This is a genomic window from Amphibacillus cookii, assembly GCF_016908375.1.
GTDB classification, from domain to species: Bacteria; Bacillota; Bacilli; order Bacillales; family Amphibacillaceae; genus Amphibacillus_C; species Amphibacillus_C cookii.
Window position 1 is genome coordinate 13,303 of the sequence record NZ_JAFBDS010000013.1, and the last position, 15,960, is coordinate 29,262.

Annotated in this window: 14 protein-coding genes; 13 read left to right on the top strand and 1 reads right to left on the bottom strand. The window is 36.6% G+C overall.

Features of this window, described 5'->3' with window-relative positions; all coding sequences use genetic code 11:
• Positions 1-29: 29 nt before the first annotated feature.
• From JOE23_RS16040 to JOE23_RS16095, 12 genes are all read left to right on the top strand, one after another.
• Positions 30-1,097 (top strand): M42 family metallopeptidase, encoded by a 1,068-nt coding sequence (locus JOE23_RS16040; RefSeq protein WP_204440040.1) that lies wholly within the window; start codon positions 30-32, stop codon positions 1,095-1,097.
• Between the two features lie 58 nt (positions 1,098-1,155).
• Entirely contained in the window at positions 1,156-1,662 is a 507-nt protein-coding gene (locus JOE23_RS16045) for a DUF84 family protein (RefSeq protein WP_204440042.1), read from the top strand.
• Between the two features lie 174 nt (positions 1,663-1,836).
• Positions 1,837-2,343: a hypothetical protein gene (locus JOE23_RS16050; protein WP_204440044.1), complete on the top strand. Its 507-nt coding sequence runs from the start codon at positions 1,837-1,839 to the stop codon at positions 2,341-2,343.
• A gap of 194 nt (positions 2,344-2,537) precedes the next feature.
• Positions 2,538-3,578, top strand: coding sequence for a PTS sugar transporter subunit IIC (locus JOE23_RS16055; RefSeq protein WP_204440046.1), 1,041 nt, complete (start codon positions 2,538-2,540; stop codon positions 3,576-3,578).
• Between the two features lie 17 nt (positions 3,579-3,595).
• Entirely contained in the window at positions 3,596-3,916 is a 321-nt protein-coding gene (locus JOE23_RS16060) for a thioredoxin family protein (RefSeq protein WP_204440049.1), read from the top strand.
• Between the two features lie 122 nt (positions 3,917-4,038).
• Positions 4,039-4,863, top strand: a complete 825-nt coding sequence (locus tag JOE23_RS16065) for a DUF1444 domain-containing protein (RefSeq protein WP_204440051.1) — start codon at positions 4,039-4,041, stop codon at positions 4,861-4,863.
• A 1-nt stretch (position 4,864) separates the two neighbouring features.
• Positions 4,865-5,467, top strand: coding sequence for a YtpR family tRNA-binding protein (ytpR, locus tag JOE23_RS16070; protein ID WP_204440053.1), 603 nt, complete (start codon positions 4,865-4,867; stop codon positions 5,465-5,467).
• 702 nt (positions 5,468-6,169) lie between these two features.
• Positions 6,170-8,245: a DNA translocase FtsK gene (locus tag JOE23_RS16075; protein WP_204440055.1), complete on the top strand. Its 2,076-nt coding sequence runs from the start codon at positions 6,170-6,172 to the stop codon at positions 8,243-8,245.
• Between the two features lie 71 nt (positions 8,246-8,316).
• On the top strand, positions 8,317-9,426 hold the full coding sequence (locus JOE23_RS16080) for a nicotinate phosphoribosyltransferase (protein ID WP_204440057.1): 1,110 nt from the start codon (positions 8,317-8,319) through the stop codon (positions 9,424-9,426).
• A 183-nt stretch (positions 9,427-9,609) separates the two neighbouring features.
• Positions 9,610-10,902 (top strand): UDP-N-acetylmuramate--L-alanine ligase, encoded by a 1,293-nt coding sequence (murC, locus tag JOE23_RS16085; protein WP_204440059.1) that lies wholly within the window; start codon positions 9,610-9,612, stop codon positions 10,900-10,902.
• 434 nt (positions 10,903-11,336) lie between these two features.
• Positions 11,337-11,750 carry a DUF948 domain-containing protein gene (locus JOE23_RS16090; protein ID WP_204440062.1) on the top strand — a complete coding sequence of 138 codons (414 nt, stop codon included), beginning with the start codon at positions 11,337-11,339 and terminating at the stop codon, positions 11,748-11,750.
• Positions 11,751-11,783: 33 nt separating this feature from the next.
• Positions 11,784-12,338: a YtxH domain-containing protein gene (locus JOE23_RS16095; protein ID WP_239585475.1), complete on the top strand. Its 555-nt coding sequence runs from the start codon at positions 11,784-11,786 to the stop codon at positions 12,336-12,338.
• 63 nt (positions 12,339-12,401) lie between these two features.
• Here JOE23_RS16095 and JOE23_RS16100 read toward each other — a convergent pair whose 3' ends face one another.
• Entirely contained in the window at positions 12,402-14,537 is a 2,136-nt protein-coding gene (locus JOE23_RS16100; protein WP_204440065.1) for a cell division protein FtsA, read from the bottom strand.
• A gap of 329 nt (positions 14,538-14,866) precedes the next feature.
• Between JOE23_RS16100 and JOE23_RS16105 the strand changes: the two genes are divergently transcribed.
• Positions 14,867-15,934, top strand: a complete 1,068-nt coding sequence (locus JOE23_RS16105) for a bifunctional 3-deoxy-7-phosphoheptulonate synthase/chorismate mutase (RefSeq protein ID WP_204440067.1) — start codon at positions 14,867-14,869, stop codon at positions 15,932-15,934.
• Positions 15,935-15,960 lie beyond the last annotated feature (26 nt).

Consider the following 15,960-nt stretch of genomic DNA (forward strand, 5'->3'; position numbering starts at 1 on the left):
ATTGGATTAATGAATGGAGGTTTTACATAATGAATCAAGAAACCAAATCAATGTTTAAGACATTGACAGAATTGCAGGGTGCACCAGGAAATGAACATTTAGTGCGCGAATTTATTCGTAACGAGCTAAAGAAGTACGCTGATGATGTGATTCAAGATCATCTAGGTGGTGTATTTGGTGTAAAAGATGGTGATGGACCTAGAGTGATGGTAGCAGGCCATATGGATGAAGTTGGATTTATGGTTACTCAAATCACTAAAAATGGGATGTTGCGATTTCAACCATTAGGTGGATGGTGGAACCAGGTGATGCTTGCACAACGTGTGCAAATTATGACTGATCATGGACCTGTTATTGGTGTGATCGGTTCAATACCACCGCATAATTTAACGGCAGAGCAACGCGCTAAACCGATGGAAATCAAAAATATGCTCATTGACATTGGTGCAGATGATCAAGAGGATGCAAAAGCCATCGGCATAAGACCAGGTCAAGCTATCGTACCGGTTACACCGTTCACGCCAATGGCAAATGAGAAAAAAATCTTAGCTAAAGCATGGGATAATCGTTATGGCTGCGGACTATCTATTGAATTGTTAAAGTTATTAAAAGATGAGACATTACCTAATAAACTTTACTCCGGAGCGACTGTTCAAGAGGAAGTTGGCCTTCGTGGCGCCCAAGTTGCTGCAAATATGATAAAACCAGACATTTTTTATGCGCTGGATGCTTCTCCAGCCAATGATATGTCAGGCGATGATAAAGAATTTGGACAATTGGGTAAAGGGGCACTGTTACGTATATATGATCGTTCCATGATTACACACAGAGGTATGCGTGAATTTATACTTGATACAGCGGAGTCCAATAAAATACCATATCAATACTTTATTTCACAAGGCGGTACGGATGCAGGGCGTGTTCATTTAGCACATGAAGGTGTACCATCAGCAGTGGTCGGTATTGCGTCGCGTTATATTCACACACATGCTTCAATTATTCATATTGATGATTATGCTGCTGCACGCGAGTTAATTGTAAAACTTGTCCAACAAACAGATGCTAACACTTTGGAAAAAATTCGATTAAATAGCTAATAAAATAGTTTAATTCAATTTTTCGATCACTTTAGCCAGAAGGAGTTGTACAGCATCGATGGAAGTTATAGTAGGTTCTGAAAACAAGGCTAAGTTAAATGCTGTAAAGGCGGTTTTTAGTACGGAAATAGTAAAGGGGGCTCTAGCTCCCTCTAAAGTATCAGATCAGCCTTTTAGTGACGAGGAAACATTAACAGGTGCGATTAATCGAGCAAAATATGTTCAAAGTGTATCAACAGAAGCGATAGGAATAGGGCTGGAAGGCGGTGTAATGAAGCTTGATAATCAACTGTATTTATGCAATTGGGGTGCATTAATTGATCCTGATCACCGTATTTTTACGGCTAGTGGGGCTCGGATCCCCTTACCTGATATAATAGCAAAATCATTATATGACGGTATAGAATTAGGTGTGATTATTGATGAATATGCTGATAAAGTGGGGGTAAGCCAGCAAAAGGGAGCTATCGGTATCTTAACTAATAATCAGCTATCAAGAGAGACTATGTTTATTCATATTGTCCAACAACTAAAAGGACAATGGTTATTTGCAACAAATAAATGAAAATAAAACCATAAATATATCATTTACATTGCAATTGATTAAATTATTGTAATATTGCGGATCTGCTCTTGTAATTGTTTGAATTCATAGTATTATATAATATGGATTTACTACGATGGTCATTGTCATTGATTGCGATAATGATTAATCTTTAAACAGCTAGGGGAGTTTTAGATGAAAAGCAAAATAATTAGACTATTTATATTTGGTTTAGTCGTTTTCATCCTTAGTGGTTGTGGTCCTTCGGAGGAAGAGACGCTAGCAACGATTGAAACAATGATCGACTCTACTTTTGATAATCAACGTTCTCAACCAAATCATGAATTTGCGTCTTTCGATATATATTTGCCAGACCAAATTTCAGTTATTGAGGAGACGGAAAGTAACTTGATTTTTACAGATCAAGATCAAACGTATATTTTGTTTTATAATACGCTAGAAGCACAAGATAGTAGATTTTTCTACCAATCAGCGAAAGCATCAGAAAATTATGCTTTGCTTGAAGCGTATGAAGATGATAATCGTTTCGGATATGTTAAAGTAGCTGAAGTTGAAGATAATTACGAATTACAGGTGGGTGTTGGTGGTGTTCGTTTAACGACACATACATCATTAGATGAAATGGATCAGGATTTAACCAAGATGGTTACTATGGTAAATTCTATTGATTTCCACCAATAATAAAAAACTGTCTATCCAGTTTTAAAAGTCTTAAAGCTTTTAGAGATGTGATAGGCAGTTTTTATTATAATTTTTTGTTTAGAGCAGATTTACTTTAGGAAACAGGTTCTTCATCATTAATTCTCAACTACTGTCTTGTCACATGTAAAAACATAAGGTAAGATAAATAGGAAACAAAAAAGGGGGAGTATGTGATGAGAGATTTTTTAAAAAGAAAAGATATTCAGTTATCACCACAAGTCTATCTAATTAAAGCGCTAAGTTACATGGCGCTTGGACTATTTTCATCTTTAATTATCGGACTTATTGTTAATACTTTAGGTGAACAAATCGCACAATCATTTGGTGACTCAATCATCAGTGAATCTTTATTAGAAATTGGTGCATTTGCAATGGATGGCAACGTTGTAGGTGGTGCGATCGGTGTTGCCATAGCCTACAGTTTAAAGGCGCCACCGCTTGTCTTGTTTTCATCTTTATTTGCAGGTGCATTTGGTTATAGTCTCGCCGGTCCGGTTGGTGCATATATCAGTACGTTATTTGCTACAGAGGCTGGTAAAATAATCTATAAAGAGACGAAAATAGATATAATATTAACACCTTTTCTAACCATTGTGGTAGGATATGTAGTAGGTAAATTTATTGGTCCTCCAATTGATACCTTTATGACGGGACTTGGAGAAGTGATTAATTGGTCAACAGCACAACAACCTTTTATTATGGGAATCATTGTTGCTTTACTAATGGGTTGGGCGTTGACAGCACCTATTTCAAGTGTGGCCATTGCGCTAATGTTGTCACTAGATGGTTTAGCGGCAGGGGCAGCCGTTATTGGCTGTTCAGCCCAAATGATAGGCTTCGCTGTGGGAAGTTATCGAGAAAATGGGATCGGTGGTTTATTAGCTCAAGGTGTTGGTACATCGATGCTACAAATTGCTAATATATTAAAAAAACCACTTATTATTATTCCGCCTTCAATAGCAGCTATTATCATGGCACCTGTGGGCACCGTATGGTTTAGTATGATTAATAACGCTTCTGGTGCAGGTATGGGTACTTCTGGATTAGTCGGCCAAATTATGACTTTCCAAACAATGGGTTTCACATTTAATATATTTGGTATGATTTTGATTGTGCATATTGTTGGTCCTGCTCTAATTAGCCTCATTATATCTGAATGGATGAGACATAAAGGTTGGATTCAATTTGGGGATATGAAAATCAATTATGATTAAACAATGGGGGTAAAATAATGGAGAATTTACAAACAGAAGAACAATTTAATGAACAAATCAAGCAAGGTAAAACAGTGTTTTTATTTTCGGCGAATTGGTGTCCTGACTGTCGAGTAATAGAGCCTTTCTTACCTGAATTAGAAGAACAATATCATGATCTGACATTTATTTATGTTGATCGTGATCAATTTATTGATTTATGTGTAGCGAATGATATCTTTGGAATTCCTAGTTTTTTAGCTTATCACAATGGACAAGAGGTTGCTCGATTTGTTAGCAAAGATAGAAAAACGCGAGACGAGATCGAAGCTTTTTTGAATAAAGTATCAGAGGCATAGCATAGTACACATCTGATGCTACTGAAAATAAAAGTACCATACGGTACTTTTATTTTCATGTCTCGTCTAAGTCATGATACAATAACAAACAGTACATACTAGTCCTCAAGGAGGAAGTAATAATGACTTTAACGAGCTTTAAATTAAAAAAAATGCTAGACGATAAATTTAGTGGGGAACAATGGAGGACGTCTTTTAATAGAGAAGAAGATCGCTATCGTGTCGAGTTAACGGATACTAAAAAAGGCGTTACAATTACTCTACCTAGTGTTATCGCTAAATATGAAAAACGTGGAAATATTGCCATAGAAGAGCTTGTTGATCATATTAAAGCTTCACTAAAAGTAATGAACAAACAACATAGCTTATTAAATAATGAAAAAAGTATTTATCCAGTTATTCGGAGTACGTCATTTCCAACTGAAACGAAATCAGGCTTGCCACTGATTTTTCATGAACACACAGCGGAAACAAGAATTTATTATGCATTGGACTTGGGCAATACATACCAACTCATTGATGAGCAAATGCTCAATGAAGCGAACTGGGAAATGGATCATTTGCGAGAAATGGCTTTATTTAACATGAAGTCATTATCGATTGAATTAAAAAAAGATCATGTTGCAGACAATGATTTTTATTTTGTTGCAGCTAACGATGGTTATGATGCAAGTAGAATATTGAATGAATCTTGGTTAGCGGAAATGGCTGAACATGCGCAAGGAACCTTAGCATTAGCTGTGCCCCACCAAGATACGCTAATCTTGGCTGATATTCAAAATGATATGGGTTATGACGTTTTAGCACAAATGGCTATGCAATTTTTTGCAGAAGGACGTGTTCCTATTACAGCTTTATCTTTTATTTATGAAGATAAAAAGCTAGAGCCGATATTTATTCTTGCGAAAAAGAAACCCGTTAATAAAAATAATAAAAAGGATGATTAATATGGAAATTTTTTTAAATAAAAAGGGGATTGGTGATGTGTTAGTTATACCCTTCAAACAAGGTGATCGTTATCAGGTAGCTTATCAGCGCTATGGTGATGTAACAGAAATATATAATCAGGAAACAAAACAAGTGCTAGGCTACAATCTTTTTAACGCCTCAACTTATATCGACTTAGAAGATGGACAGCACTCACTTAACCAATCACTACTTGATGAAATCAATAAAGCATTCGCAAATAACAATGTACCCAATCCATTAGACGTCGATCTGTCCTCTAAATTTGTCGTGGGTTTTGTAAAAGAAAAGCAAAAGCATGAAAATGCGGACAAATTAAATGTGTGTCAAGTTGATATCGGTGAAGAAGTTGTACAAATTGTTTGTGGTGCACCTAACGTCGAAGCTGGACAACATGTTGTTGTTGCAAAAGTGGGGGCAATTATGCCCAGTGGTATGGAAATTAAAGAAGCAAATCTAAGAGGTGTTGATTCATTTGGTATGATTTGTTCACAACAAGAGTTAGGATTACCAAATGCTCCAAAAGAAAAAGGGATATATGTATTAGAAGGAAACGAAGAACCAGGGACAGCTTTTCAGTTTTAAAACAGTAGAAGAATGCGTAGAAGAGTTTTCTCTTTTGCGCATTTTTAACACGCAATGAAAGCATAAAAGAACCTGCAATCAGTGGGCGGAGGCCTACAGGACGTAGGTCATACAGCCGTGGGCCTACAGGATGTAGGTCATGCAGACGTTGCCACAGGACGTGGCGGTTTTAGTCTAGGGTCTTACTCATCCACTGAGGAACACAAGCTAACGTCTTCGCGTCCTGCGAAAACGCTTGTGTGACCAACATCCTGTTGGCCCGAGCAAATTAGGACATTAGCGTTCGTTATCACGCACTTCAGCAGATTTTCCTCTGTTCTTTATTTTGAAGTGAATGTTTTTCGGATGGTTCCCTTTAATCAAATTGTAATAGCGGAATAGGAAGTAGCGGAGTGAAAATTGCAAGGTATCGAGTATTAAGAAACGCTAATAAGATCGTTAAAGAACAACTGAATGAATTTTTTCTAAAAATAGCGATACCCTATCATTTTATCAAACAATATAAGTCTTTAGATCTAATTCAAGTGTGTTTATCCTAACCATGAATGGCACACACATTGCTGGGAATCAAAGCATTGTATAATAAATATCTCAAGCTAAAACGACTTCTATTCTATACAAAGCTAAAAAGTAAGTAGTTAACAAATGAGAAAACTGATAAAATATAAATTAAATAGCTTAAATGGAAGAGTGAGCGATAAAATGTGGAGACGAATAAAGAATAAAATTAAACAATTATTTCATGAAGATCACCGATCAGTAAATAGTACATCACAATATACTACCGAACAAATAGATCATCGTTTAGATGCTAAGGTGTCTTATCAGTATCCAAAGACCGGTTCATACCGATTCCCTATGCCAATCGATCCGCCTGAAAGTCGTTATTATGATCAGAAACGTCATCAACGTTCATTACATACGATTAATAAATCAAGTGAAACTGAACAAAATCGTTTAAAACGGAAACCCTTTCGAGTATCTGATGTTCCTTCACCAGTTTATGGTTTTAACGACAGTAAAGCTATGAAGGCGACCGTTGAAAAACCTGCTTTTTTAAGGCGTGACCGGGATAAATCACCAATAACGGAGGAACAACACGATCAAATTGACCAAGAATTGATTAACGAGGGTTTACAAAATAACCATGAGACGGTTGTTTTCGAGGATACAACCATCGGTGAAGAGCAAGATACAGAATGTTTAACCGATCCTGAAAAAAGAGAAAACGTTGAGCATACAATTGATCTGCAATCAATAGAAGAACCGGCCGAGAAAGACAGACGTGATCAGAAGGTTAAACGTAACCATCCTTTTAACGTTAGAATGACACCAAGTGATAAGCGTCGACTTGATCAAAAAAGAAAAACAGTTGTCCCGTCTGAAGGTCAGCGTCCTTCATTACATTTACTTGATGATATTCCATTAACAAAAGGTATGGACCAAAGTTGGGTTAATAGTCAATCACAAAGATTGACAACGACATTAGCTCAGTTTAATGTTAATGCTGATGTGGTTAATGTGATGCAAGGACCTTCAGTAACACGTTTTGAAATACAACTAGAAACGGGGACAAAAGTAAGTAAAGTGAAGAATCTGAGTGATGATATAAAATTAAATATGGCTGCTGAAGATATTCGGATAGAAGCACCGATACCTGGCAAAAATGCAATTGGTATTGAGCTTCCAAATCCAACAGCTCAACCTGTTGGTTTACTAGATATTTTTAAATCAGAGACGTTTTATAATGCTCAATCTCCTCTGACCATTGGTCTAGGTCTTGATATCTCTGGACAGTCTATTGTATCAGATATAAGAAAAATGCCTCATGGTTTAATCGCTGGTGCAACAGGTTCTGGGAAAAGTGTTTGTATCAATGCAATCTTACTTTCTCTTTTATTTAAAGCATCACCGAAAGACGTGCGTTTAATGCTTGTCGATCCGAAAATGGTAGAACTTGCTCCATATAATGAAATCCCACATCTGGTCTCACCCGTCATAACTGATGTAAGAGCAGCAACACAGGCTTTAAAGTGGGCGGTTGAAGAGATGGAGCAGCGTTATCAGAAATTTGTGGATTCAGGAACCCGTGATATAGAACGCTATAATCAGAAGATTGAAAAACAAAGTACCTTAGAAGAGAAGCTCCCCTATCTCGTTATTGTTATTGATGAATTAGCTGATTTGATGATGGCTGCCCCTCAAGATGTTGAGGATGCCATCTGTCGAATTGCTCAAAAAGCACGTGCGTGTGGTATCCATCTTTTATTGGCGACACAGCGACCATCAGTTGATGTCATTACGGGTTTAATTAAAGCGAATATACCAACAAGAATTGCTTTTAGTGTTGCTTCACAAGTCGATTCGAGAACAATGATTGATACGAATGGAGCGGAACGATTACTTGGTAAAGGTGACATGCTTTTTGTCGAAAATGGTGCCAGAACCCCATTGCGGATTCAAGGTGCATTTGTTTCAGACGATGAAATTGAGCGTATTACGAGTCATGTGCGACAACAAGGTGAAGTCAATTATTTATTTGAGCAAGAACAATTGATCCAACGAAATGAACAATTGGAAACAGAGGACGAACTGTATCAAGAGGCGTTAACATTTGTTCTAGAGAATAATAGTATTAGTACCTCATTGTTACAACGTCGCTTTAAAATAGGTTATAATAGAGCTGCACGGCTGATTGATGCTCTGGAAGAACAGGGTGTTATCTCTGGGCAAAATGGTAGTAAACCGAGGACCCTATTGGTATCCAAGGAAGAATAGAGTCAACAAGTTGACATGTCGTAGGCATTTACAATAATAATCTTATATAAGCTAATGAGGAGTTTGAACCAATGGAAAAAGAAATTGCAATGAAGTTAAATGGAAAGATTGATCGTTTGACCAATAAAACATTTAAATTTGATGAGCGTATTAAGGAAGGTTGGTTTTCAGCTGTTTATTTTTTAAAGACAAAAGAGATTGCTGAGAAGAAACGACCAAATAATGAGGTCATTATGCAGTTTTTTCAAAAGGAAAATGCCGTTCTATGTGGTACAGATGAGGCTATTGCACTGATACATACTTTTGCTGATCAGCCTGAGCAATTAGACATTCATTCGTTAAAGGATGGAGATAAAATCAGTCCGTATGAAACAGTGCTTACGATAAAAGGCCCCTATCAGTCATTTGGTTACTTAGAGGGGATTATTGATGGCATATTAGCACGTCGCACTTCTGTTGCAACAAATGTATATAATGTAGTTAAAGCGGGAAGGACTTCTGGTAAACAAAAGCCCGTCATTTTTATGGGTGATAGAGATGACCATTATACTCAACAAGCAGGAGATGGTTATGCGGCTTTTATAGGAGGCTCTACAGCACAGGCGACCCATGCAATGAATGAGTGGTGGGGAAAAACTGGTATGGGCACCATGCCACATGCACTAATCCAATTATTTGAGGGTGATGTAGTAGAGGCAGCAAAGGCTTATCATGAAATATATCCGCAAGATGAGCTAATGGTATTAGTGGATTATAATAACGATGTCATAACAGATGCGCTGAAAGTGGCACGAGAATTTGGTGAGACCTTAAAAGGTGTCCGTTTAGATACGTCAAACAATATGGTTGACAAATACTTTCTTCGAAACCAACATGTTATGGGGGCGTTTGATCCTAGAGGGGTCAATCCAGAACTTATTTTTGCATTAAGACAGGCTTTAAATGATGAGGGTTTTGATCATGTAAAGATTATTGCAAGTGGTGGGTTTACGCAATCCAAAATCCGTATGTTTGAGAAACGCAACGTTCCTGTTGATTTATATGGTGTAGGGCGTAGCCTCCTTGATATCAAAATAGGCTTTACTGGAGACAGTGTTGTGCTGAATGGCAAACCTGAATCAAAATTTGGTCGCCAGTACCGGCCTAACCCTAGATTAGAAAAAGTATTTTTTCAGAATTAACCACATATCTACCTGTGAAAAACATTTTTTTATGATATAATATGAAATTGTGCGATTGAGGTACTTTTATTATGTAATGAATACTTATGTTATAGTAAAACGACAGATAGCTTAATCAATAAGTATCATCTGTGTTTTCTAATATTTTAAAAGAGTCGATCACTCTTTTGGAGGTACAAATTTATGACGATTTATCATTTTGTTGGCATTAAAGGAACAGGTATGAGTGGATTAGCTCAAATACTTCATGATGCTGGTGAAACGGTTCAAGGCTCTGATGTTGAAAAGACATTTTTTACAGAAGAGGCATTAAAACAGAAAAACATACCTATCTATCCATTTTCTAAATCTAATATTAAACCGGGTCTAACGGTTATTGCTGGTAATGCTTTTAAAGATGATCATGAAGAAATTGTCGAAGCAAAAACACTGGGGCTGCCGATTTATCGCTACCACGAATTTTTAGGTGAGTGGCTTAGTCAATATACGAGCATTGCTGTTACAGGAGCCCATGGGAAAACATCAACGACAGGTTTACTCGCTCACGTTCTTGATCAAACGTATTCTATATCGTATTTAATTGGAGATGGAACAGGGTTAGGTCATGCAAATAGTGAATATTTTGTCTTCGAAGCTTGTGAATATCGCCGCCATTTTTTAGCTTATAAACCTGACTATGCCATTATGACAAACATTGATTTTGATCATCCTGATTACTTTACAAGTGTTGATGACGTGTTCAAGGCTTTTCAAGAAATGGCTGATCAAGTCAAAAAAGGAATTGTAGCTTGTGGGGATGATGAATATTTACAAAAAATCCAAGCTAAAGTTCCCGTTCTATATTATGGCTTTGAAGAAAGTAATGATTTTCAAGCAAAACATATTTCTGAGGTAGCTTCGGGTACAAAATTTGATGTGTTTGTTCGCAATAATTATTATGAGACATTTACCATACCCACATATGGTAAACATAGTGTGTTAAATGCATTAGCGGTTATTACATTGTGTCACTACGAAGGGATGCAAGCAGAGGATATTAAGCACCTGGCTACATTTGGTGGTGTTAAAAGGAGATTCTCAGAGAAAAAGAAAAATAACCAAATTATCATTGATGATTATGCCCACCATCCTAAAGAGATTGAGGCAACGATTGATGCTATTCGTAAGAAATATCCCAATCGACAAATTACGGCAATTTTTCAACCTCACACCTACACGCGAACTAAAATGTTCTTGCAAGAGTTTGCTAATGCCTTAAAGTTAGCTGATTTTGTTTATTTGTGTGATATTTTTGGCTCAGCACGTGAACTTGCTGGAAAATTATCGATTGAAGATCTACAAGCTTTAGTTCCGAACAGTAAATTACTTACATTAGATATGACTAATGAACTTAAGGGTAATAAAGACGGTGTCCTTGTTTTTATGGGGGCGGGAGATATACAGAAATATCAAATCGCTTATGAAGAAATTGGATAAAACGAAACGTCAATCATTGGTTGGTTTTGTCCTGCCCTGCCCCTGATTGTTAGTAGAGTGAATCAAGCTATTATGATTTCTGCTCTCTATTTTGTGGCGGATGTACGTACGGTTATCTGTGATAAAATCAGATCGATAAGCAGGAGAATAGTCGTTCAATAGCGAATTCTATTGAAGCGGCTATTTTTATACGTTAAAGTGTGAAGGATAAGAAAAGCTAGCAGATTCACTAAATAATGAGGAATGCGAGCTTTTTTATTATAAGTGAAAAGTTTTTCTGCTTCATTCACTTGCTGAGTACAAGTTTGTCATGAATAAATATTGCAAATTTGCTAAGTTTATAAAAAGAGTATGTTTAAATGTACCTGTAAAGGGTAAATACCACTAAGCTGGCTTTATTGGTTTACTACATAGAAAAGGAGTGTGACCACAGTATGGTAAACCTTCTGTATTTCGCAGCAATAATATTTGCTATTGCCTTTGCTGCTTTGGTTGTTTACATTATTAAGGTTCTAAAAGAAACAGAGCGGACCATGGCCAATGTGGCTAATACATTAGAAGGATTAGAAACACAAATGGAAGGTATAACGACAGAAACTACACTATTATTAAATCGTACAAATGCACTAGCAGAAGACATCAATGAGAAGTCAAAGCGGCTAAATGTTGTTGTTGATAGCATTAGTGGTTTAGGTGATACCGTTTCTGGTTTTAATCAATCGATTAAACAAGTGTCTGATTCTATTTCAAAAGTAGCAGTAGAAAATAAAGAAGAGACGGCACAAGCTGTTAAATGGGGAACAGTGGTTATGGAGTTGTTTAAAAGAAGAAAGAACAATAATGAGTAATCATTATAGAATATTTTAGGGAGGAATTAAATTATGTCAAAACAAAAAGATCATTCAAGCGAAAATATTAACGCTAAAGACTTTTTAATTGGATCATTAGTCGGCACAGCAATTGGTGCTTCATTAGCCCTGTTGTTTGCTCCGAAGGCGGGGAAAGAATTAAGACAAGATATTAATAAAGGCGCACACGAGTTAAAAGATAAGGCCAGTGAATGGAAAGATGTTGCTTATGAGAAAACAGATGAATTTAAAGATTACGCTAAAGAGCAAAAGGCTCATCTTCAAAAAGCAGTAACGGAAAAATCTCAAGAATTTCAAGATAAATTTCAGGAAACAAAGCGATCGTTACAGGAAAAAATTAACCGTGCTTATGATGAAGTAGAAGAAACGAAAGCGGATGTGTTCGAAAAGGCAGATGAACTTAAAGAAACAGCAAAAGAAAAAGCAGAAGTAACAGAAGATGCGGCAAAGGACGTAAAGAAGACAGTTGAAAAAGCAGCTAAAGATATAAAGAAAACTGAAAAGAAAGCTGCCACAGATGTAGCTGAAGCAGTTGAAGATGCAGCTGAAGATATCAAAGATGAATAAAACAAATGCCGAGTGTTGTAAAAGACACTCGGCATTGTTTTGTTTGGGTTGTAGTTTTAAAATTTAATATTTGATTTCAATAACATCATTTTCAGATAGAGGGTCAAGGAAAGTCGCAGGTTGACTATTTTTTAGAATAGAAACATTACCTTTTATTTCAGTTATATCAATTGATACAAATCTAAATAGGTCTTGAAAAATAAAAGCCTGATCATCAGCTTGTTTAAGTGTTAATTTCGATTCAGGTACAACTAAGTCTGATAAACTAAGTTGTTGTTCTCCGAGATAAACAGAAACAATATTTTTTTCTAATTCAACCTTTTGATCGTTAAAGATAACATTTAGTTTTTTGGTTGTTTTAATATCTAAAAGATTCAGCAGATCAGAAACAGCAGCTTTTTTAGCCGGTATGAATGTAATTGCATCGTTAGCTTTTAAGACTTGGTTTAGCACAGCCTTTTTGTTATTAATATTTAACTGAGCAGAAAAACTTGATAGCTCAATTTTTTGATTATCTAAATATACATGGTCACTTGATAGTTCAGCAAGTAGCGACTGTTTTCCCACGCTTTGTAGCCACGCTGCTAACGTTTTTGTTTCTTCTATAGTGACATCGTCATGATCTTTGAGTATATAATCTGGACTTGACTCATAGCCATTCACTTTCAATGTGGGTTTAATGATATACTCCTCACTATTGAAAGTAATAGAAAAACAATGATATGTATCGACCATCTCTTCAATAGTGACGTGTGGCTCGACCCCGTCCTCTCCTTTTTCAACATATAACTGATCGCCATGTTTTATAGGGTGGTCCACGTTTATTAGCTCATTATTTAATAGCACACGGGGAGGTTGACCGTGACTGCCGGGTAGCGTAATGTTCTGTTTGTTAAAGGTTACCATATAAGCCATACCAGGCTTTCCATACATTTTTTCGATGTAAACGCCGGCAGCAAGTAAACAATCACCAACAGTTAATTGCTTCATATCAAATAAACGAACTGCACGATCATTAACAGTCACACTGATATAATGAACGGGATTTTGCTTGGCGGCAATTGCGATCCCAATTGGTGTGATAAAAGCAGGCCCCTCTGGTATGTCTACGAGAGCTTCTAAATGAGGTATAGCTTCTGTACCTCGGGTTGCTACACGGTTAATGGGCAGACTTAATTTTTTGGCTAATACATGTGTTAAACTTGGGGTAAGACTACCGCCACCTACTAACATAACTGCTTTAGGAGATCTATTGTTTAGTGTAATCATTTCCTCTGCAATTTGTTGAGCTAATTGCTCTATTGCAGGCGCAATCGCTTTTGTTACATCTTCTAATGAGACGGTTTGTTCAAATCCGAGAATATCAGTGATGATAGCTTCTCCGAATTCAGTAATGTGGCGTTTAACGCGTTCTGCTTCATTGAAATCAAGGAGGTAATGATCACTTATTGCTTCAGTAATTTCATCACCAGCTTTTGCGACCATGCCATATGCTGTAATGGTCCCTTCATCAGTAAGTGCAATATCACTCGTCCCGGCACCAATGTCAACTAAAGCAACATTTAAACGACGCATGGACTCAGGAATAAGCACATTTATCGCGGCGATTGGTTCTAGTGTTAAAGCTTCCATTTCTAAGTTAGCACGTTGAAGGGCAGCGAGCAAAGACTCCACAACCACTTTAGGTAAAAAGGTAGCAATAATCTCTACTTCAGCACGTTGCCCTTGTTGATCAATAAGGGATCCAATAACGTCATGATCAAGTTTATATTGCAGAACAGAGTATCCAACACAATAATAGTGGGTTTGGCTATTTGTATCTTTTTCTTCATGCGCCAGATGATGTTGTGCCTGCTGAACAGCACTTAATTCGAGAAAGCGTACATCTTCTTTATTAATAAGAGGATGCTGACCAATCTCTTTAGTAATCGTTGTTCTCTTCGTTTTTAAAGCGCGTCCTGCAGCGGCGACACAAACCTTATCTAAGGTTAAGTTATGTCTTTCTTCTAATTCTTTTTTGACATCGTTGATGACTTGAGAAACGAGCACAACATCATGGATCTGTCCATCGAGCATAGATCTCTCTTTATGTTCGGCAATCACATAATCTACTAATTTATATGACTGATCATTGACTTCTAACAGCAAACCTATAACTGACCTTGTACCAATGTCTAGTGCAAAAATTGTATTATCCATTCTTTGTATCCTTTCTATTCGCGTGCTATATAAACTAAAGTGTAACAAAAAAATTTCAATTCTATAAACCATTTTAATTTATTAAAGGAAAAGCTATAAAAAAACATAACATTAGATCTCAAATCGCTTAAATTAAAAGAAAATACTAAATATTTTAACATTGTAGTGACAAGTGAGAAATAATTAGCTATAATAATCCCTAATTATTCATTATATCTTTTTATTATACTACAATTAATGGTTTAGGTTAATTGTCGTTGAGTTGTTTTTAAAAGTAAAGAAAAAAGTTGTATTTTTGGATAAGCTAACATTAACAGGGGGTAATCAGATTGAGTAATCAACAGTTGGATCAATTAAGAGAACAACTTGATCAAGTTAACTTAGAAATACTAAACTTGATTAACAAGCGTGCTGAATTGGTAAAAGAAACGGCACATGCCAAGGAAAATCATGGAGCAGATAAAAAATATGATCCAGTACGAGAACGCGACATGCTAGAGTTGATTAAAAAATATAACAATGGACCGTTCCAAGATGCTACCATTATTCATTTGTTCAAAGAAATTTTCAAAGCGGGTTTAGAATTACAAGAGAAGGACCACAGCAAGGAATTGTTAGTCTCAAGAAAGCGTAAAGCCGAAGATACGATCATTAATATTAATGGAGCCGCTTTTGGAGATGGGGACCCACACTTTATTTTTGGACCTTGTGCGGTAGAAAGCTACGAGCAAGTTGCTCAAGTCGCTGAACAAATAAAAGATAAAGGATTGAAAATTATTCGTGGTGGCGCCTTTAAGCCTAGAACTTCTCCATATGATTTTCAAGGACTTGGTTTTGATGGATTGCAAATTCTCAAGCAAGTGGCTGAAGAATATGGTTTAGCTGTTGTAAGTGAAATTGTAAACCCCGCAGATATAGAAAAAGCAGCAGAATATTTAGATGTTATTCAAATCGGTGCAAGAAACATGCAAAATTTCGAGTTGTTAAAAGCGGCTGGAGAAGTCAATAAGCCAATTGTACTGAAACGTGGGATGTCTGCAACGGTATCAGATTTCATTAATGCAGCAGAGTACATTAATTCTAGAGGAAATGGTCAAATCATTCTTTGTGAACGTGGTATTCGCACATATGAAACATCGACACGGAACACACTAGATATTACTGCCGTTCCCATTTTGAAACAAGAGACACACTTACCTGTTATGGTAGATGTAACGCATTCAACAGGGCGGAGAGATTTATTAATTCCTGCTGCAAAGGCGGCTCTAGCAATTGGGGCGGATGGTATTATGGCTGAGGTACATCCAGATCCGGCCGTTGCTTTATCAGATGCGCAACAACAAATGGATTTTGAACAATTTGATCAATTTATGAATCAAGTCGTTGTTCAGAAATAAGTAGAATAGCCCTAAAAATTGCCTAT

Coding starts and splice junctions, on each gene's coding strand:
- JOE23_RS16040 (WP_204440040.1), top strand. CDS start 30: ATGAATCAAGAAACCAAATCAATGTTTAAGACATTGACAGAATTGCAG.
- JOE23_RS16045 (WP_204440042.1), top strand. CDS start 1,156: ATGGAAGTTATAGTAGGTTCTGAAAACAAGGCTAAGTTAAATGCTGTA.
- JOE23_RS16050 (WP_204440044.1), top strand. CDS start 1,837: ATGAAAAGCAAAATAATTAGACTATTTATATTTGGTTTAGTCGTTTTC.
- JOE23_RS16055 (WP_204440046.1), top strand. CDS start 2,538: ATGAGAGATTTTTTAAAAAGAAAAGATATTCAGTTATCACCACAAGTC.
- JOE23_RS16060 (WP_204440049.1), top strand. CDS start 3,596: ATGGAGAATTTACAAACAGAAGAACAATTTAATGAACAAATCAAGCAA.
- JOE23_RS16065 (WP_204440051.1), top strand. CDS start 4,039: ATGACTTTAACGAGCTTTAAATTAAAAAAAATGCTAGACGATAAATTT.
- ytpR (WP_204440053.1), top strand. CDS start 4,865: ATGGAAATTTTTTTAAATAAAAAGGGGATTGGTGATGTGTTAGTTATA.
- JOE23_RS16075 (WP_204440055.1), top strand. CDS start 6,170: ATGTGGAGACGAATAAAGAATAAAATTAAACAATTATTTCATGAAGAT.
- JOE23_RS16080 (WP_204440057.1), top strand. CDS start 8,317: ATGGAAAAAGAAATTGCAATGAAGTTAAATGGAAAGATTGATCGTTTG.
- murC (WP_204440059.1), top strand. CDS start 9,610: ATGACGATTTATCATTTTGTTGGCATTAAAGGAACAGGTATGAGTGGA.
- JOE23_RS16090 (WP_204440062.1), top strand. CDS start 11,337: ATGGTAAACCTTCTGTATTTCGCAGCAATAATATTTGCTATTGCCTTT.
- JOE23_RS16095 (WP_239585475.1), top strand. CDS start 11,784: ATGTCAAAACAAAAAGATCATTCAAGCGAAAATATTAACGCTAAAGAC.
- JOE23_RS16100 (WP_204440065.1), bottom strand. CDS start 14,537: ATGGATAATACAATTTTTGCACTAGACATTGGTACAAGGTCAGTTATA.